General features: G+C 52.5%; 17 protein-coding genes. 13 read left to right on the top strand and 4 right to left on the bottom strand.

Annotation, left to right across the window (positions count from 1 at the left end):
- Nucleotides 1–138 precede the first annotated feature (138 nt).
- The 10 genes from Q4D85_RS03650 to Q4D85_RS03605 all read left to right on the top strand — a co-directional run bounded on the left by Q4D85_RS03650 (nucleotide 139) and on the right by Q4D85_RS03605 (nucleotide 12,470).
- Nucleotides 139–894: a YebC/PmpR family DNA-binding transcriptional regulator gene (locus Q4D85_RS03650; protein ID WP_303198270.1), complete on the top strand. Its 756-nt coding sequence runs from the start codon at nucleotides 139–141 to the stop codon at nucleotides 892–894.
- A 436-nt stretch (nucleotides 895–1,330) separates the two neighbouring features.
- On the top strand, nucleotides 1,331–1,969 hold the full coding sequence (gene ruvC, locus Q4D85_RS03645) for a crossover junction endodeoxyribonuclease RuvC (protein ID WP_303198295.1): 639 nt from the start codon (nucleotides 1,331–1,333) through the stop codon (nucleotides 1,967–1,969).
- Nucleotides 1,970–2,077: 108 nt separating this feature from the next.
- Nucleotides 2,078–2,692: a Holliday junction branch migration protein RuvA gene (ruvA, locus tag Q4D85_RS03640; RefSeq protein WP_303198269.1), complete on the top strand. Its 615-nt coding sequence runs from the start codon at nucleotides 2,078–2,080 to the stop codon at nucleotides 2,690–2,692.
- An 18-nt stretch (nucleotides 2,693–2,710) separates the two neighbouring features.
- Nucleotides 2,711–3,784 carry a Holliday junction branch migration DNA helicase RuvB gene (gene ruvB, locus Q4D85_RS03635; RefSeq protein ID WP_303198268.1) on the top strand — a complete coding sequence of 358 codons (1,074 nt, stop codon included), beginning with the start codon at nucleotides 2,711–2,713 and terminating at the stop codon, nucleotides 3,782–3,784.
- Between the two features lie 54 nt (nucleotides 3,785–3,838).
- A complete protein-coding gene (gene yajC, locus Q4D85_RS03630) occupies nucleotides 3,839–4,129 on the top strand; it encodes a preprotein translocase subunit YajC (protein WP_303198267.1) in 291 nt (96 codons plus the stop codon).
- 276 nt (nucleotides 4,130–4,405) lie between these two features.
- Nucleotides 4,406–6,376, top strand: a complete 1,971-nt coding sequence (gene secD / locus Q4D85_RS03625; protein WP_303198265.1) for a protein translocase subunit SecD — start codon at nucleotides 4,406–4,408, stop codon at nucleotides 6,374–6,376.
- Nucleotides 6,376–7,503 carry a protein translocase subunit SecF gene (gene secF, locus Q4D85_RS03620; protein ID WP_303198264.1) on the top strand — a complete coding sequence of 376 codons (1,128 nt, stop codon included), beginning with the start codon at nucleotides 6,376–6,378 and terminating at the stop codon, nucleotides 7,501–7,503. Before secD ends, secF begins: the two co-directional genes overlap by 1 nt.
- Nucleotides 7,504–7,671: 168 nt before the next feature.
- A complete protein-coding gene (locus Q4D85_RS03615) occupies nucleotides 7,672–9,345 on the top strand; it encodes an ABC transporter substrate-binding protein (protein WP_303198263.1) in 1,674 nt (557 codons plus the stop codon).
- A gap of 126 nt (nucleotides 9,346–9,471) precedes the next feature.
- On the top strand, nucleotides 9,472–10,026 hold the full coding sequence (locus tag Q4D85_RS03610; RefSeq protein ID WP_303198262.1) for an adenine phosphoribosyltransferase: 555 nt from the start codon (nucleotides 9,472–9,474) through the stop codon (nucleotides 10,024–10,026).
- Between the two features lie 161 nt (nucleotides 10,027–10,187).
- A complete protein-coding gene (locus Q4D85_RS03605) occupies nucleotides 10,188–12,470 on the top strand; it encodes a bifunctional (p)ppGpp synthetase/guanosine-3',5'-bis(diphosphate) 3'-pyrophosphohydrolase (RefSeq protein WP_303198261.1) in 2,283 nt (760 codons plus the stop codon).
- Between the two features lie 54 nt (nucleotides 12,471–12,524).
- Here the strand turns inward: Q4D85_RS03605 and Q4D85_RS03600 are convergent, their stop codons facing one another.
- The 4 genes from Q4D85_RS03600 to Q4D85_RS03585 all read right to left on the bottom strand — a co-directional run bounded on the left by Q4D85_RS03600 (nucleotide 12,525) and on the right by Q4D85_RS03585 (nucleotide 15,208).
- Nucleotides 12,525–12,959 carry a hypothetical protein gene (locus tag Q4D85_RS03600; RefSeq protein WP_303198260.1) on the bottom strand — a complete coding sequence of 145 codons (435 nt, stop codon included), beginning with the start codon at nucleotides 12,957–12,959 and terminating at the stop codon, nucleotides 12,525–12,527.
- Nucleotides 12,960–13,063: 104 nt separating this feature from the next.
- Nucleotides 13,064–13,426, bottom strand: a complete 363-nt coding sequence (locus Q4D85_RS03595; RefSeq protein ID WP_303198258.1) for a hypothetical protein — start codon at nucleotides 13,424–13,426, stop codon at nucleotides 13,064–13,066.
- A 240-nt stretch (nucleotides 13,427–13,666) separates the two neighbouring features.
- Nucleotides 13,667–13,939, bottom strand: coding sequence for a hypothetical protein (locus Q4D85_RS03590; protein WP_303198256.1), 273 nt, complete (start codon nucleotides 13,937–13,939; stop codon nucleotides 13,667–13,669).
- Nucleotides 13,940–14,347: 408 nt separating this feature from the next.
- Nucleotides 14,348–15,208 carry a peptidylprolyl isomerase gene (locus tag Q4D85_RS03585; protein ID WP_303198255.1) on the bottom strand — a complete coding sequence of 287 codons (861 nt, stop codon included), beginning with the start codon at nucleotides 15,206–15,208 and terminating at the stop codon, nucleotides 14,348–14,350.
- Nucleotides 15,209–15,549: 341 nt separating this feature from the next.
- Here Q4D85_RS03585 and tpx point away from each other — a divergent pair, with 341 nt between their 5' ends.
- The 3 genes from tpx (at nucleotide 15,550) to hisS (ending at nucleotide 18,088) form a co-directional block, all read left to right on the top strand.
- A complete protein-coding gene (gene tpx, locus Q4D85_RS03580; RefSeq protein WP_303198254.1) occupies nucleotides 15,550–16,047 on the top strand; it encodes a thiol peroxidase in 498 nt (165 codons plus the stop codon).
- 73 nt (nucleotides 16,048–16,120) lie between these two features.
- Nucleotides 16,121–16,759, top strand: coding sequence for an MBL fold metallo-hydrolase (locus Q4D85_RS03575; protein ID WP_303198253.1), 639 nt, complete (start codon nucleotides 16,121–16,123; stop codon nucleotides 16,757–16,759).
- Nucleotides 16,760–16,804: 45 nt separating this feature from the next.
- Nucleotides 16,805–18,088, top strand: coding sequence for a histidine--tRNA ligase (gene hisS, locus Q4D85_RS03570; RefSeq protein WP_303198252.1), 1,284 nt, complete (start codon nucleotides 16,805–16,807; stop codon nucleotides 18,086–18,088).
- Nucleotides 18,089–18,109 lie beyond the last annotated feature (21 nt).

Genomic DNA, 18,109 nt, shown 5'->3' with positions numbered 1-18,109 from the left:
CACTCAACTATTCCGGTACCCCCAACGTGCCGTATAATTTCTGCGTTACTTTAAAACCCAAACCAAAACACAACTACAAACGTAGCGCTTGTCGACAAACACGCAGCGCACAACATAAAAGCCTACGAAAGGAAACACATGGCCGGCCACTCAAAATGGGCAACCACGAAACACAAGAAGGCAGCAAACGACGCAAAACGCGGAAAAGAATTCGCCAAACTCATTAAAAATATTGAAGTAGCGGCCCGCACTGGCGGCGGCGATCCGGCGGCAAACCCCACCCTCGACGATATGATCCGGAAAGCCAAAAAGGCATCCGTGCCCAACGACGCCATCGAACGTGCACGCAAACGTGGCTCCGGCGAAGAAACCGGAGGTGCAGACTGGCAAACCATCATGTACGAAGGCTACGGCCCCAACGGAGTCGCCGTGCTTATCGAATGCCTCACCGATAACCGAAACCGTGCCGCAACCGAAGTCCGCACCGCAATGACCAAAAACGGCGGCAGCATGGCGGAATCCGGCGCCGTGAGCTACATGTTCACCCGCAAAGGCGTGGTGCTAGTAGCGGTCGGTGACTTAACCGAAGACGACGTATTATTGGCAGTCCTTGATGCTGGGGCAGAAGAAGTCAACACCATCGGCGAAAAATTCGAAATCGTATGCGCGCCGGGAGACCTGACCGCAGTTAAAGAAGCCCTCGCCGATGCGGGCATCGAAGTAGAAGATTCTGACTCGGATTTCCGTGCTTCGGTGGAGGTGGCACTAGAAGCCGCTGACGCGAAGAAGATTTTTAAACTCATCGACGTGTTGGAAGACTCCGATGACGTTCAAAACGTCTACACCAACATGGATTTATCCGATGAGGTTATTGCAGAGCTGAACGCAGAATAATACTCGTCGGCTCGCAGTGCATCCAGGTGGTGGGTGCGTGGCCAGATTGTGCAGCAGTGATTTTAAAAAAGACGGTGGTTAGTAGCAATACGACCACCGTCTTTATATTTGATGGCTGGTTTTCTGGCGGTGTCTTGCTCAGCTGTTAGCACCGATGTGCTACATTCCTCACTGGCATGACAATAGAGCTACTGGCAAACGTGGAAGTAGCGTGGTGGGCGCTGGGTGCATGGTACTATATTAGAAATAACGTTCGATGTCCGAATGATTGTCCTGCGGTTACGTGCCAGAGCATAGAGCGTCACCAATGTTTAGTTACGGTGAGTCTTTTCGTTCGGATGCGTGTATATGGTTGCTGTCTGCGGTTTCTGCCATGTCGAATGCTAGGGAAGGTTGCATATAAGTGTCAGTTGTTTCAATTGAAGGGCTGCGGGTCATGGGAATTGACCCAGGCCTTACACGGTGCGGCCTGTCGGTAATTCAAGCTGGTCGTGGACGTGCAGTTATCCCAGTTGCCGTAGGGGTGGTGCGCACCCCGACAGACGTAGATATTGCTTTTCGGCTGCGGGAGTTAAGCGAGGCGGTCAACGACTGGATGGACTCCTATAAGCCGGATGTGGTTGCAATTGAGCGCGTATTTGAGCGGGGAAACGTCTCCACCGTGATGAATACAGCACATGCGGTTGGGGTTTTGATGCTAGCCGCCGCTCAGCGGGACATTGAGGTTCACTTGTACACGCCCAGCGAAGTGAAAAAGGCAGTCAGTGGCAACGGCCGGGCAGACAAAAAACAAATGACCGCGATGATAACCCGAATCTTGGGGTTGACTGAGCCACCGAAGCCAGCTGACGCTGCCGACGCCCTTGCACTTGCTGTCTGCCATTGCTGGCGGGCGCCACTACTAGCCAAACATCGTGAAACTGAGCGGTTAGCTGTTACACAAGCACGACATATGAACGGAGTTTTGGGGCAAGCCAAACAACTGGCAACGCAATCCCTACGGGCGCAATCGCAGCAGGCGAACAGGGCGCGCGAAGAAGCATTTCGGACTTCCGGCCTCCCGACCAAACGATGATGTCCGCTGGGTATGGATAGACCTATGGTTTATTGCAAAAGCGACATAGAATCGTCGGCAAGCAATGCTTTTCGACGCACCACCATCTAACAATGAGAAAGTAAGGAAATGATTGTTTCACTGCGCGGAACTGTTTTGGACATTCAGTTGCAATACGCGGTCTTAGAATGCAACGGCATTGGCTATAAAGTGCTCGCCACCGCCGGAACGCTGGGTCAGCTGACCCGCGGTGAAGAAGCCTTCCTGCTTACGACGATGGTAGTGCGCGAAGATTCACAAACGTTGTACGGATTTATCGATGATGAATCCCGTGAGATGTTTAGTCTGCTACAGACCGTGTCCGGACTCGGTCCAAAACTAGCGTTGGCAGCGCAATCGGTGTATTCGGTCCCAGAATTGGTTCATGCAATCACCCATAGCGACGCAAAAACCCTGCAGAAGATTCCAGGTGTAGGTAAGCGCATGGCGGAGCGGATGGTAGTCGACCTGAAAGATAAAGTCTCAGCCTTTGACGCAACTGCAGCGCAGACTGCTGGCGGTGTACCAGCTAATACCTCGGCTGCCCACGTTGCTGTCGCCGCGCAAGTTTTGGAGGCGTTAACCGGATTAGGTTTCACCGAAAAAGTTGCAGAGCCTGTGGTTTCGGCTGTCATCGTGGAGAACCCTGATGCCAACACAAGCGCCGTATTACGTGCGGCGCTAAGCGCTTTGGCTAAAAAATAAGACAAGGACCTTAACACTATGGCGAATGTCGAAAAGACAGAGTTTTCGGTTCCTACACCGCCAGCTCGCAGCGATGATGCCGCAATAAATGCGCATGCCTTGCCGGAGGAAACCGACATCGAAACGACGTTGCGGCCTCGCAGCCTCAATGAGTTTATTGGCCAGCCTAAGGTTCGCGACCAATTGAATTTGGTTTTAACCGGCGCCAAAAACCGCGGCGTCACTCCTGACCATGTCTTATTGTCCGGCCCTCCTGGGCTTGGTAAAACCACGATGGCGATGATTATCGCCTACGAGATGGGAACCAGCTTAAGGATGACCTCGGGCCCAGCTCTGGAACGAGCGGGTGATTTAGCGGCAATGCTGTCGAACCTCATGGAGGGGGACGTACTTTTTATTGACGAAATCCACCGAATGGCACGGCCTGCCGAAGAGATGCTGTACATGGCCATGGAAGACTTTCGGATTGATGTCATAGTGGGCAAAGGTCCCGGAGCCACCTCAATTCCGCTGGAATTGGCACCATTCACACTGGTTGGCGCCACGACACGGTCCGGAATGTTAACCGGGCCGCTGCGCGATCGCTTTGGGTTCACCGCTCAAATGGAATTCTATGCCACTGACGACTTGACGCAGGTGGTAACCCGCGCCGCGAAGATTATTGGGGTACCGATCGATTACGACGCTGCGGTTGAAATCGCTTCTCGCTCACGAGGCACCCCTCGAATCGCGAACCGGTTGCTCCGCCGGGTACGCGATTACGCGGAAGTGCATTCTGACGGGCATATCGACCTTGATGCAGCGCAACAGGCGCTTATCGTCTTTGATGTTGACGAAAAAGGGCTAGATAGGCTGGACCGGGCAGTTCTGGAAGCGTTGGTTGTCAGTCACGGTGGCGGGCCAGTGGGAGTATCCACCTTAGCTATTGCAGTAGGTGAAGAACCGTCGACGGTTGAAGAAGTCTGTGAACCGTACTTGGTGCGTGCGGGAATGATTACCCGAACTGGCCGCGGCCGAGTCGCTACCGCTGCAGCATGGCACCATCTGGGGTTAGAGCCGCCGGAGGGGAGTACAGCACCGCTATTCTCTTAGAGTTTTTGGTGGGGCAATCGTCAAAAGCGGCGGTTTTCTGGCATATTATCAACCATGATTGATTCAGTATTTCTCCTTATAGTGGTGCTTGCCTTGGTGGCGCTTCCAAGCTTCATCATTCAACGGAAACAACGAAAGCACTTAGAAAAGATACGCCAGATCCAAGACTCCGTTGTTATCGGCGATACCATCGTCACGACGGCCGGACTTCATGCGGTGGTTCGGGGTATTTCCGAGGACACTGTTGAATTGGAAATCGCACCCGGCGTTGTTTCTACCTGGGAAAAGTACGCAATTCTCCGCAATATCACGCAGGAACCGGTCGCTAATACGCCAACCTCATAACGAACGCGGGGGACCGCACTAGATGAGGTGCATCGCAATCAAGACCTTTGCAACAGGGGAGGATTGGGGCTTCTTGGTTGCAAAAATAGTGCGGAACTTTCCTGTCACATCGCACTTAAGCTAGCCTATGCCGTAGCATATTTCGTTGTGTGTTTTGAGGTTTTCTTAAGGCATGGAAACACCGTGGCTGTTAGCCTGTGCTAACGGTGACTTAGAAAAGGTGCATTAAATAGTCGAACACCCTCGTGTTCGACCAGTATTTGAGGAGATAGATCATTGGCTTCGCGACTCCGAAGCGGCGGTACCCGATGGGAGACATGGCCGAAGAAAGCTATTGCTTTGTTTATCCTGCTTCTATTAGCGGTATACGCACTTATTTTTTTCACAGGTGACCGTAGTGCCACCCCACGGCTCGGTATCGATTTGCAGGGCGGTACTCGAGTAACTCTTGTGCCGCAAGGCGAAAAACCAACGCCCGATCAACTAAGCCAAGCGCGCACAATTCTGGAAAACCGCGTGAACGGAATGGGCGTTTCCGGAGCCAATGTGGTAATCGACGGGGACACGTTGGTAGTCACAGTTCCGGGCGAAGACACATCGCAAGCCCGGGCAGTCGGACAGACTTCCCAACTGTTCTTCCGGCCAGTAGCTGTACCTGGTGCTGTTGATAATGCAACGGTGGTGCCTGAACTTGAGAAGATGGCAAACCGGTGGGTCGAAGTGGGGGCTATAACCCCAGAGAAAGCACAGGAGCAATTAGATAAAGCGGAAGAACTTTTAGCGGCCACGCCACCTGCACCGGAGGAGGGTGAAAACAAGGAGCAGCCTGCTCCTGAAAAGCCCGAACTAAAGGTGTCTGCATCCGCACCGGCTGAACCAGCCAATTCGATTGAATCGACGCAGCAGCGGGAAAAAGCGCTGGAAGTTCTGAAAGCTGACCGGCAATCTAGCGATCCGGCAGTGCAGTTGGCGGCTTCCACACTGTTAGTATGCGACGACATTCCAGACCCGCTGCAAGGGTCAGACGATCCTGCAAAACCGCTCGTAGCTTGCGATCCTAGCCAAGGGCAGGTGTATGTCTTGGGCGAAGTTCCGTTGCTGCAAGGGCAGACGGATCCGGTCAAGGGCAAGAGGTTAACAGGCGATGAGATTGATACCGGTCGTCCGATCACTGGTGGGTTGAATCCGCACACCAGCCAAATGGAAATCACGTTTGCTTTCAAAGCGGGCAATGGCGATCAGGGGTCGGCTACCTGGGCGGCATTAACGCAACAGTATTTGGAGCAGCAGGTTGCGATCACGTTAGACTCCAAGATTATTTCCGCCCCAGTAATTCGGGCTGCAACTTCGGTGGGTGAAGCGACCTCAATTACCGGCGACTTTAGCCAGGCTGAAGCGACGGAACTTGCGAATAACCTTCGGTACGGTGCCCTTCCGTTGAGCTTTGCTGGCGAAAACGGGGAACAGGGCGGAACCGCCATCACGGTACCGGCTTCCCTTGGTGTTGCATCGCTGAAAGCAGGTTTGATTGCGGGCCTCGTTGGTTTTGCTCTCGTGGCACTCTATTCGCTTTACTTCTATCGGTACTTTGGACTCATCTCCTTATTCTCGCTGATTCTTTCAGGCGTCTTCGTCTATGGCTCTCTCGTCTTACTCGGGCGGTTGATCGGTTATTCACTGGACTTGGCAGGTGTTGCCGGTTTGATCATCGGTATTGGCACCACGGCGGACTCCTTCGTGGTCATTTATGAACGCATCAAGGACGAGGTCCGAAGCGGCCGGACGTTCCGGTCGGCGGTTCCGCATGCATGGGAGCGTGCTAAGTCGACAATCATTACGGGTAACTTCGTCACGCTGATTGCCGCTGTGGTTGTTTATTTCCTTGCTGTTGGTGAAGTCAAGGGATTTGCTTTCACCTTGGGCCTTACGACGGTTTTCGACCTTCTCGTAACATTCCTGCTGACGGCACCGCTTATCATCCTGGCATCGCGTAAGCCATGGACGGCCAAGCCATCTGTCAATGGATTGGCAAAAGTTTTCGCTCTAGCCGAAAAGACAGGAGCTGCTCGGCAATTCCATAACGAGCCTAAACGCGGCTGGGAGTGGAAAAGGGACCAGGCGGAAGCTGAGCCAGAGGTCGAAGATGTGGAACAGCGGTTAGCGCGAACCCACGGGCATTTGATCTCCGATCCGGTTAACTCTGATCAGCCCGAATCTCGACCATCAGAATCGGAAGGGGAGAAATAATGTCTTCCACTAAAACTATGGAAAAGATCTTCACCGGTGAAGGTGGCATTGATTTTGTCGGCAAACGACGGGTTTCCTATTGGGTGACGCTGGCCATCCTCGCAGTGTGCCTACTGAGTATCTTGGTGCGCGGTTTCAATTTTGGTATCGATTTTGAAGGCGGAACTAAGATCAACATGCCAGCGGGTTCGTTAGAAACCGCCGCTGTTTCGGAAACCTTTAAAGACGCCACTGGCGTCGAACCTGTCATTGCGCAGATCGTCGGCTCGGGTGACACCCGGATCTTGGAAATTAACTCCGAGCGGTTAAGCCAAGATCAGATTGATGCAGCACGTGCAGCGATCTTCGAGAAGTATCAGCCGACAGATGCAGACGGAAAGCCCAGCCCTGACGTGATTGGTGATTCCACAGTCAGTGAATCCTGGGGCTCGACCATTACCAACCGCATGTTGATGTCCATGGGCGTATTTTTGCTCGCGGTCTTTGTATACATCGCGCTGCGGCTGCAACGCGAAATGGCCGTTGCTGCTTTAGCCGCGTTGTTTGTGGACCTGTCGTTCATCGCTGGCTTATATGCGTTGATCGGATTCGAAGTAACACCGGCGTCGGTGATCGGTTTGCTGACAGTTTTAGCGTTCTCCTTATATGACACGGTCATTGTTTTTGACAAGGTACGTGAAAATACAGCAGGGTATCTCGGAAATAAACAAATGACCTATGGCGAGCACGCTAACCTGGCAATTAACCAGACGGTCATGCGCTCTATTTCCACCACGGTCATTTCCGTGTTGCCTATCCTCGCCTTGATGGTGATCGCCGTGTGGCTGATGGGAGTAGGCACGCTGAAAGATCTCGCGCTTGTTCAGCTCATAGGCGTGACCTGGGGTACGGTTTCCTCCATTTTCCTGGCGACGCCGTTCTTGGTGTCCCTGAAGAATCTCAGCAAGGAAACAAAGCAGCATAACGCTGAAGTTGCTGCATTCCGTTCCGGAGGCGATACACCTCAGGACAGCGCCGTTGAGGCTAAACGCCGGGTCTCAGGTTTTGAGCGCCCAGCTGATTCCCGGCCTAGCGGGCAGGGGCCAAGCTCCACTGGCACTAGCTGGCGGCCGAATCGACAATCGTAATCTTTTACGTAAAGCCGCATCAGATTCTCCATGTTAAAGCAGGCATAGGATCTGATGCGGTTTTCTTATTGCTGAATTCCAAAGTTGAAAGTTGAGGTTGAGAGATTTAGCGATACAATCAATGAGGTAAATAACATCCTGATAACAAAATGAGGAGTCCTGGACACTATGACTCAATCGCGATTGCTGCACGCCACGGCGAAGCCAATACGAAAAAGCGTGCAACGACTTTTTTCGCGGAAACTACGCACAGGCGCGATGAGTGCTATGTTGGGAATCTCATTAACACTGACAAGCTGTGGATTCGGTTCCAACTCCGACGATGCGAATTCACATGACTACTTCGGCTATGCCATTGATGATTATTTGATTACGACGAATGTCTCGACAACCGTCGGCTTCTCCAGCAATGCCCACCAATTGGTGGGGCGGTTGTATCCGGGCGTCTATGTTAACGGTCCGAAGGGGCAACGTATTCCTAACTCGGATCTCGTTCAAGTGCGTGCCTTGCCAGGTGCTCAACAGCGAGTGGAATATCGGATTTCCGATAAAGCGGTGTATTCGGATGGCCAGCCGATAACGTGCGACTCGTTTCTATTGGCATTCGTTGCGGCTTCGGCTCGGCCGCTGTTCGATTCATACATTCCGCTGATGGATCAAGTCGAACGGGTTGACTGCACCCCTGGTTCTAAACTAGCCACCGTGGTCTTTAAAGAAGATTACGGTGACCGTTGGCGGTTCCTGTTCAGCGGCGGAAGTTTGCTACCTGCACACGCGATAGCAGCGAAGCTTAACTTAAGCCTTGAAGCATTCAATCAAGCGTTGCAGACTTACGACGCTAACCTCCTGCCGGATATTGCCCAAGTATGGAATACCGGTTTCGACCTTCAGACGTTTGATCCGCAATTGCAGGTAAGCTCGGGTCCATTTTTCATCGAATCGGTAGGTGCGCAAGGGGAGGTCACCTTAAGCCGCAACGATAAGTACTACGGCGAAAAACCGGTGCTTGATAAGCTCGTTGTTTGGCCGAAAGGCACTGATCTACAAAAGTTAGCCACTGAAGGCAATCTGCAGATTGCCGAAGTCGATAGTGTTGCCGAAACAAAATGGATCGACCGCAATGATCCGGAAAACATTTACGATATTGAAGCTACAGCCGGGGTTTTAACGGATCATTTGATTCTGGGCTCGGCTGGGGTTTTTGAATCGAAGGAGAGCCGACAAGCGTTCGCGGCATGTGTGGACCAAGCCGCCGTCGCCCGGGCGTCGTCGAAAAGCTCAGGCGTGACCGTGGACCCTGTGGCGACTCGAACAATCCGTGCCCGCGACAGCATCAATCAACATCTTTCCGACATCACAGATCCGCGGTTGGGACTTGATTTTGATGCCGCGCGCAAGCTGGAGGGCAAGACAGTTCGGATCGGATACTTTGCGCCTGATGCCCGAAAGGCTGCGATGGTGGAATCTATCCGCAGTTCCTGCGCGGAGGCCGGAATCACCGTGGAAGATGTATCGGCTGATTTTGCCTCCATCGGTAACCTGCCGCGGACGTTTGAAAATAGCTACGGCACGACCTTTACTACGGATGGCGGCGCCGATGCGATGCTGCAGGCACTGGATCCGCAATACAGCTTCGACGCCGTTCAACACGTGTCAAACGACATTGACGCTGTTCGGAGCGCGGAGGCCGCCAGCTGGGACGAAGTGGAAACAATCCCATTGGCAAGTCAACCTCGGGTGTTTATTGTTGATCGATCAGTGAAAAATGTTGTTCACAATACTGATTTATACGGAATCGGTTGGAACCTCGATCGGTGGGGAGAAGACGTAATCCACAATTAATCACTTATTTTTCCGGGGGCAATACCAACCGAAAATTTGGTGTCGCCTGTCAAGAACAAATACCTTTATGAGGGAGAACTGCTCCACCACTTGTCCCTCGGTTTCTAACGAAAGCGCTTTTTATTCATGTCTGTTAGTACTTACTGCGACGCTCGTGAGGCACTGCGTATTAAAACTCGCTTTGTGCCAGGTTTCCCGGTAGAAGGGATTATTTTCGAAGATCTCACGCCAGTATTGGCAGACGCCGAGGCATTTCAATTGCTTGTCGACGAACTAGCCGCCGCAGCACAAGAGATGGGTGCCGAAATGATCGGCGGGCTCGATGCACGTGGCTTCCTTCTCGGTTCTGCGGTCGCTTACAAATTGGGCCTCGGGATTTTAGCCATTCGCAAGCGTGGCAAGTTACCGCCGCCGGTGCATACCAAAGAATACGAGTTGGAATATGGAACCGCAGCATTAGAGCTTCCGGCAAGCGGCATCGACTTACAGGGCGTGAAAGTTGTGCTTATCGACGACGTCCTGGCAACAGGCGGTACGTTAGTCGCAGCAAGGGATCTTATTTGTCAGCTTGGTGGGGAAGTAGCCGGGTACGGTGTGGTGCTTGAAGTCGCAAACTTGAACGGTCGGCAAAAACTACAGGGCGCGCCCGTTTTTGTCGTCAATGACGCCGAAGCTTCGTGATGCTGTTCCTTTAGGCAATGCCCTCCTTCTAAAGGGAAGCTCCTTACACGGTTTGGCTTCCCATACGAAGCGATTTTTCCTTGCGTGATTCGGGTAACGGCTGCATCCGCTTGTAGAAAGCTTTAAAATTAAAATTTACCTTCCTTTTGAAAGGCGTGACCATGACACAGCAGCGAACGATGAAACAGTCGAGCACTATGCGTAGCATGTCCGCACGCCTAGCCCGGAGCCTGACCGGAAACCGGGGGAAGATCAACCCGGTGCTGGAACCGCTATTGAGTATCCACAGGGAGTTCCACCCGAAAGCGGATGTGGACGCGCTTTCGCGGGCTTACGATACCGCTGAGCGGCTGCATAAGGGAGTTTTCCGCAAGTCTGGTGATCCGTACATCACCCATCCGCTCGCCGTGGCAACTATCGCTGCCGAAATCGGCATGGATACCACAACGCTTATTGCCGCTCTGTTGCACGATACCGTGGAAGACTGCGACTATAGCCTGGAGGAATTGACGAAAGACTTCGGCGAGGAAGTCGCCCGGCTTGTCGACGGCGTGACAAAGCTGGACAAAGTCGCATTAGGGGCGGCCGCTGAGGCCGAGACGATTCGCAAAATGATCGTGGCCATGGCACACGATCCCCGCGTTCTGGTGATCAAAGTTGCCGACCGGCTTCACAATATGCGCACCATGCGGTTCTTGCCGCCGGAGAAACAAGCCAAGAAAGCACGACAAACCTTAGAGGTTATTGCCCCACTTGCGCACCGGTTGGGTATGGCCAGCGTGAAATGGGAATTAGAAGATTTGTCATTTGCGATCTTATATCCCAAAAAATACGACGAAGTGGTTCGATTAGTTGCTGACCGGGCACCGTCACGGGATCGGTATTTGAAAGAGATCACGGCAATTCTGCAACAAGGTTTGAAGGAAAACAACATTGATGCAGAAGTTATGGGACGACCAAAACACTATTGGTCGATCTATCAAAAGATGATCGTTCGGGGCAAAGACTTCGACGAGATCTTCGACCTCGTGGGGATCAGAATCCTAGTCGATAGTCTCAATAACTGTTACGCCGCTATCGGTGTTGTGCACTCACTGTTTGCTGCGATGCCCGGGCGGTTTAAAGACTATATTTCCTCACCGAAGTTCGGTGTGTACCAGTCGCTACACACCACAGTGATGGGTGACGGTGGCAAACCACTGGAAGTCCAGGTTCGCACCCATGAAATGCACTTCAACGCTGAATACGGCATCGCCGCGCACTGGCGTTATAAAGAGACCAAAGGTAGCCACAGCGGCGAACAGGCTGAGGTCGATCAAATGGCCTGGATGCGCCAGCTTCTTGATTGGCAAAAAGAGGCCGCCGATCCCAACGAATTTCTTGATTCGCTGCGGTACGACTTAACCAGTAAACAGATTTTCGTCTTTACCCCGAAAGGCGACGTGGTTAATCTACCGATGGACGCCACCCCAATCGACTTCGCCTACGCGGTTCACACGGAGGTTGGACACCGCTGTATCGGTGCGAAAATCAATGGCAAGCTCGTTGCTTTAGAATCAACGCTCAAATCGGGTGACCGGGTGGAAATCTTTACATCCAAAGACCCCAATGCCGGACCGTCTCGGGATTGGCAGGAATTTGTGCGTTCTCCCCGTGCCAAGGCCAAAATACGGCAGTGGTTTGCAAAAGAACGGCGGGAAGAATACCTCGAAGCTGGACGCGACGCCTTAGCCGCTGAAGTACAACGGGGTGGATTGCCGATTCACCGGCTGTTTACCGCACAATCAATGAAGGCGGTCGCCGCCGAACTGCACTACGCGGACGTTGATGCCTTGTACACTGCAATCGGCTCCGGTTCCGTATCAGCTGCGCATGTTGCCAATCGCCTGATGGCTGCTTTCGGTGATGCCGATGACGCGGCTGACACTCTTGTTGCCCGTACACCGTTTAGCGAACTGGTTAATGCCAAGCACAAGGCAGTGGCGGATGGAACCGGGGTGCTAGTCGAGGGCAGCCCTGATGTGATGGCGAAGCTGGCTAAATGCTGCATGCCAGTACCAGGCGATGCGATCTTTGGCTTTGTAACCCGTGGTGGTGGGGTGTCGGTGCACAGAACCGACTGCACCAATTCGGAGAAACTTGCCGAAGAACCGGAACGGATGATTAATGTTTCGTGGGCTTCAGAAGGACATGGTTCGGTATTCCAAGCCACCTTGCAGCTTGAGGCCTTGGATCGCAATGGCCTGTTGATGGAACTCACCCGGGTGATAAACGAACAACAAGTATCCGTGGTAGCTATGAATTCCCATTGCTCGGAAGACCATGTCGCCACCGTGCGCTTTACGTTTACCGTTTCCGACACGAAGCAATTGGGGTCGCTGATGACCCAGTTGCGCAATACTGAAGGGGTTTTTGACGTTTACCGGGTGACCTCTGGTGGGTAAAACAAAGGCGGTACCAAGTTCTGGCACCGCCTTTGAGTTCTGGCTAATCTCTGTTTAATTCAGGCTATTAACCTTTGAGATCAAGGTGACCAAGCCGGTCAAGGTCGTGATTACGACTGATACCAATTTGATCCATGACAAGATGGTATCCGTCTTGGATTCTGGCTTGTCCTCGCCGGATGTGTCAGAATCAGAAGTGCTGTCATCAGACTTCTTGTAACCGAAGATCCCCCGAATGGTATCGAGCACGTTTGAGGTGGAAGAACCAGTGCTTTCCTTCTTGGAATCACCAGGCTTTTCCGTTGCGGTGGTGTTCGCTGCCGTCTTGTCCGAGTCGGTTTCGACGGAAACTACTTCATCGGTGGTGGTTGTGGTCTCGGTGACAGCCTCAGTGGTGGTGGTTTCCTGTGCGTGTACCGGGGAGATAGTGCCACTGAATACAACAGCGCTTGCTGTTGCCATCGCAATCAGGCTTTTCTTTAGCTTCATGTGGTGGGATGTCCTTATTCGAAAGAATGACGTAAATACATGCGTGATCCTACAACAAACGCCTCCCGCGGGGGAGGCGATTGGAAGAAAACACATGTAACGAATTACTTGTTGAACAGGTTAGGAACCTTGGAAACGAAGGTCAGAACGGAGGTCATCACAGTGATGATGGTGCCGATGATAGCGATCCATTCGCCGATGCCCTTGGCGGAAATCTTTCCGTCCTTGTCCCGAGAGCCTTGCTTCAGCTGCTCACCGAAAGAAAGGTTTTCATTGCACTTGCGGATTTCCTCTTTGTTTCCCTCGTGCTTCTTTTCGCAACTTTCGGATGCGGAAGAGCTGCTCGAGGAGCTGCCGGAACCGCTCTGGGAGTCATTTTCCTGTGCAATCGCTGGGCTGAATGCAGAAACGGAAACTGCTGCTGCGGTGGTTAGTGCGAGGACTGCTTTGCGGGAGAAAAGCTTCATGAATTTTCCTTATGTTTGAATCTTTAGGAACAAGCCTGCGACTACTATAACGAAAGAGCTGGACATTTGCAAGGAAAACAATGGGATTTTCCTGTGTGTCGTCTTTGTCACTTCCGTTTTCTTTCATTGAACCTCGTGGCTAAAGACAGATTTCGACATAATCCGTAGCCCAGTCACGTTTAGGTGTTCAGTATTTGAAGAACCAAGGGCGCAATGAAAGTAGAAGGGTAAGCGATGTTCTTATTTATTGAATTGGGTGAAGGTGTTGCCTGCCAGGGAGAAAGCATTGGTGATGGTTCGGATGATGGTATCAATTAGATTGATCCATTCCTTCGTTTTGGTGGCACTTAAAAGTCCGTTTTCATCGGTGGAAAGCGATGACATGCCGATGAGAACGTCACCAAACGAGGTGCCACCCTCGGTGGTTTCTTCCTGGGCCATGGCTGGGGTTGCGGTAGCAATGGTAACCGCAGCAACGGTTGCCACAAGAGAATTGCGGAGAATGCGCTTCATACTTGTCTTCTTTCGAAACGGTGGGTGTAGATCGTCGGAAGCCCTTGAGGGAATCCGGGTTTTGTCGATCCAAACCGCAGTCGGCAAATAGGCTGAGGCCTTCGGATCGCTACCAACAAGATAGGCTTTATTGCCGTTGCTGGCAAGAAGCTTGAGGGCTTCATTTAATATCAACTGAGTTGATGGGCTAAATGTTACATTGAGTTAACAGAAATATAAATATAAACGAAGAAAAAGCTTGAAATAATGAGTTAAAAGTGAGCATTTACCCCTTATTGGGTGGGGTGGAGATGTGAAATATTGCGCAAGGCTGGGTCATGTAAATTGCAAAACTAGGTCGTAAAAAGAAAAAATGCCACGAAAGCCGGAATTGGGCGAGCGTGGCATTTTTCTTAAGTTGTGTGAATTTTAGCTAACCGAAGCAGATTCAATCTTAATTTCTTCGGCCGGGCTGCCATCCTCATTGCCTTCCTTGGTGCCAGCGGCTGCGATTTCGTCCAGAACCTTAAGTCCAGATTCGGAAATCTTGCCGAAGTAGGTGTAGTTCGGCTCAAGAGGCGAATCACCGTAGTTGAGGAAGAACTGTGAACCGTTGGTATCGGCACCTGCATTAGCCATAGCGATGGTGCCTCGTGGGTAAACCACAGGAGCCAGTTTTTCGGCGTCGGAGGCTTCATCGGTTGGGAACTCGTTAGCAAACTGGAAACCAGGACCACCTGCGCCTGTACCTGATGGATCGCCACATTGGAGAACCTTGATACCGGAAGTGGTTAAGCGGTGGCACACGCTGTCGTTGTAGTAACCCTCGGAAGCAAGGTGCGTGATTGCGTTGACCGTACAAGGTGATACGGCGCGATCAAGCTCTAATTCGATGGCTCCCTTGTTTGTTTGCAAGGTTACTTTCGCGGTGCCAGAAGTAGAGACATTCTCAGTAGGAGGGAGCGAGACCTTCTTAGCTGCTTCCGACCCATCCTCGTTGTATGCACAGGTGACTGTCTCTGGCAGCGGATTTTTGCGGCTGAGGCTCAGCGGAGTGAGGTTCTGTTCCGGCAAAGCTTCAGTCGATGTGGGTTCAGCAGAGGCTTCGATTGATTCTTCGCTTCCGTTGTATTTGGTTGCGAAAACGATGCCGACGACGATCACCACGATTGCCAATGCTGCTGACACAATGACGCCGAGTGGCTTCATCTTTTCGGAACGATCGCGGCTATTGATTTCCTTCTCCAGGCTTCTCATTGCCTCTTGACGGCGTTGCTTGTTGTCGCTCAACCTAATTTCCTCACTTTGAATGTGCGTCTACGATAACGTCGCTCCAACGATATGCGGAACGAGAACCAGCGACCATTCTAACCCTTAGAAAAACCAAATAGACAAAGCTCGCCGAAAGAACGGGCGAATGAAGACGCGCCAGTGGTTGTGTTTGGTCGGGGATGGGAGCAACTTTTAGCGTCGAAAAGCGAATCCACAACTAGCAGTTGTGGTTTTCTGGGACGTCGTTTCGTTAAAAGGGGGTTCTAAAAGCCATGGTCACGGTCATTAACGGTGTCTTGTGTGGCCGTGCTGTGCATGTAAGTGTGGCGGACGTCGGAAAAAGTACTTAAGGTATGGGCATGGCTAAAACTCATTTCAAAGGCACCCCAGTGGACACTGCTGGCGAATTGCCGACCGTAGGTAGCAAGGTCCCATCGTTTACCGTCGTAGGAACGGATTTGGCAGACATCACCGAAGGATCATTTGCTGGCAAACGCATTGTCCTCAATATTTTCCCATCAATCGACACTGGTGTTTGCGCACAGTCGGTTCGACGTTTCAACGAAGAAGTTTCTCGGTTGGAGAACGCCAATGTGGTGTGTGTCTCCGCGGATTTGCCGTTTGCCTTGGACCGGTTCTGCGGCGCGGAGGGAATCGAAAACGTTACTGCGGCTTCGTCGTTCCGCTCCAGCTTTGGCTCCGACTTCGGCGTGACTTTAACGGAATCGCCACTGGCCGGTTTGCTGGCACGTGCGGTCATCGTTGTGGACGAAGACGGCACAGTTATTCATTCCCAGCTGGTCAATGAGATCGGTCACGAACCAGATTACGATGCTGCTATCGCAGCACTGAGCTAAGTCCTGAAAGACGAGCGCCCAGCCGATTGCTCAGTCGGCTGGGTTTTTCTTTGTCTGGGGTAGGGTAAAGCCCATGGAGATTTTCGGTTTCCCCGCGGGGCCTTATCAAACTAATTGTTTTGTCGCTGTTCATGATTCAAAAGCAACGGTCATCGACCCAGGTATGCATGCCGCGAAGCAATTGGTGGAGTACTTTACAGAAAATGGTATTGAGCTCGAACAAATCGTCCTTACTCACGGACATATCGACCACACGCGTGATGCGGGCACTCTTGCGGCGCGTTATGGGGTTCCAGTTTATATCCATCAAGCAGATGCATTTATGTTGGAATGCGGGGAAGGGGTGTCCCGCGAATCACAGATCCTATTCGATGCGGAAAACATGACCCCGATCAAGGATCTTCGGTTCTTTTCGGATGAAGATCGGATTGAGATCGGCGGTGAAGAATTCGTCGTAAAGCATGCGCCAGGGCATTCCCCAGGGTGCGTGATGATTGCGGGAGAGGAAATCGTATTCAGCGGAGACGTGCTTTTTCAAGGCTCAATTGGGCGGACCGATCTCCCGCATTCCTCGCATTCTGACATGATGAAGTCGCTGCAGAAGCAGGTCATGGGCTTATCCGATGATCTCCAGGTGCTGCCGGGGCACGGTCCGATGACGACAGTGCGGGCTGAGAAACGCGGCAACCCATTTTTGGCGGACTTTGCCTAACCGATACTGGTATTACCAGGCCTCCGCCTACTAAGGTATTAGAGCGTGACTGACAAGAAGCTTTCTAAAATAACGGCACCCAAGGGCGTGCCGGACTATATCCCGCCAGTATCCGCCGAGTTCATTAACATTCGGGATACATTTGCGCATCAGGCTCGGTTGGCGGGATACGACCATATTGAGCTTCCTGTCTTCGAAGAAACTGCGCTGTTTGCCCGTGGTGTTGGTGAATCCACCGACGTTGTTTCCAAGGAAATGTACTCCTTCGCCGATCGTGGTGATCGCATGGTTACGCTGCGCCCAGAAGGCACAGCTGGCGTAATGCGTGCGGTTATCGAACACAACCTGGATCGGGGCCAGTTGCCGGTGAAGTTGTGCTACTACGGGCCGTTTTTCCGCTATGAACGTCCGCAGGCTGGTCGGTACCGGCAATTGCAACAGGTGGGCGTTGAGGCTATAGGTGTCGACGATCCCGCGCTCGACGCTGAGGTAATCGCCCTGGCTGACCGGTGCTTTAGAAGCATCGGGCTTTCGGGGTACCGACTGGAGCTGACATCTTTGGGCGATAGCAGTTGTCGGCCCACCTACCGGGAAAAACTGCAAGAGTTTTTGTTCAAATTACCGCTTGACGACGAAACCCGACGCCGCGCGGAGATAAACCCGCTACGGGTGCTCGACGATAAGCGCCCCGAGGTGAAAGAAATGACAGCGGATGCCCCGCTCATGCTGGACTATCTCTCAGATGAATGCCGAGCTCACTTCGAAACCGTTACTGGTTTATTGGATGATCTAGGGGTCGCCTATGAGGTCAATCCCCGCATGGTCCGGGGCCTGGACTATTACACTAAAACCTGTTTTGAATTCGTACACGACGGTCTTGGCGCACAATCCGGCATCGGCGGCGGCGGTCGTTACGACGGTTTGATGGCTCAATTAGGCGGCCAGGAGCTTTCCGGTATTGGTTTCGGGTTGGGCGTTGACCGCGCATTATTAGCGTTGCAGGCGGAACAAAAATCGGCTTCGGATGGTAGCCGGGTGGACGTATTTGGCGTCGCCTTGGGCAGCGCCGCCAAGCAACGCATGGTCACGCTTGTTGACGCGCTGCGTGCCGCCGGTATCCGTACCGATATGAGTTACGGCGATCGGGGACTGAAAGGCGCGATGAAGGGCGCTGACCGGGCGGGTGCAAAGTTCGCATTAGTTCTTGGCGAAAGCGAACTGGAAACCGGGACGGTTGCGGTGAAGAATTTGCGCGATCACGAGCAAGAAACCATTGCGCTTGAAAGTGCGGTGGAGACCATTTCCGCCTTGATCGACAACGAGGCCTAGTTACCGAATCCGATTAACAGA

Origin of the sequence: Corynebacterium sp., from assembly GCF_030532965.1 — a bacterium.
Classification (GTDB): Bacteria; Actinomycetota; Actinomycetes; order Mycobacteriales; family Mycobacteriaceae; genus Corynebacterium.
This window is presented reverse-complemented; position numbering and strand designations above follow the sequence as displayed.

Excerpts from the sequence above, each read along its gene's own strand:
- Q4D85_RS03650 (WP_303198270.1), top strand. The coding sequence starts at position 139 with ATGGCCGGCCACTCAAAATGGGCAACCACGAAACACAAGAAGGCAGCA.
- ruvC (WP_303198295.1), top strand. The coding sequence starts at position 1,331 with ATGGGAATTGACCCAGGCCTTACACGGTGCGGCCTGTCGGTAATTCAA.
- ruvA (WP_303198269.1), top strand. The coding sequence starts at position 2,078 with ATGATTGTTTCACTGCGCGGAACTGTTTTGGACATTCAGTTGCAATAC.
- ruvB (WP_303198268.1), top strand. The coding sequence starts at position 2,711 with ATGGCGAATGTCGAAAAGACAGAGTTTTCGGTTCCTACACCGCCAGCT.
- yajC (WP_303198267.1), top strand. The coding sequence starts at position 3,839 with ATGATTGATTCAGTATTTCTCCTTATAGTGGTGCTTGCCTTGGTGGCG.
- secF (WP_303198264.1), top strand. The coding sequence starts at position 6,376 with ATGTCTTCCACTAAAACTATGGAAAAGATCTTCACCGGTGAAGGTGGC.
- Q4D85_RS03615 (WP_303198263.1), top strand. The coding sequence starts at position 7,672 with ATGACTCAATCGCGATTGCTGCACGCCACGGCGAAGCCAATACGAAAA.
- Q4D85_RS03610 (WP_303198262.1), top strand. The coding sequence starts at position 9,472 with ATGTCTGTTAGTACTTACTGCGACGCTCGTGAGGCACTGCGTATTAAA.
- Q4D85_RS03605 (WP_303198261.1), top strand. The coding sequence starts at position 10,188 with ATGACACAGCAGCGAACGATGAAACAGTCGAGCACTATGCGTAGCATG.
- Q4D85_RS03600 (WP_303198260.1), bottom strand. The coding sequence starts at position 12,959 with ATGAAGCTAAAGAAAAGCCTGATTGCGATGGCAACAGCAAGCGCTGTT.
- Q4D85_RS03595 (WP_303198258.1), bottom strand. The coding sequence starts at position 13,426 with ATGAAGCTTTTCTCCCGCAAAGCAGTCCTCGCACTAACCACCGCAGCA.
- Q4D85_RS03590 (WP_303198256.1), bottom strand. The coding sequence starts at position 13,939 with ATGAAGCGCATTCTCCGCAATTCTCTTGTGGCAACCGTTGCTGCGGTT.
- tpx (WP_303198254.1), top strand. The coding sequence starts at position 15,550 with ATGGCTAAAACTCATTTCAAAGGCACCCCAGTGGACACTGCTGGCGAA.
- Q4D85_RS03575 (WP_303198253.1), top strand. The coding sequence starts at position 16,121 with ATGGAGATTTTCGGTTTCCCCGCGGGGCCTTATCAAACTAATTGTTTT.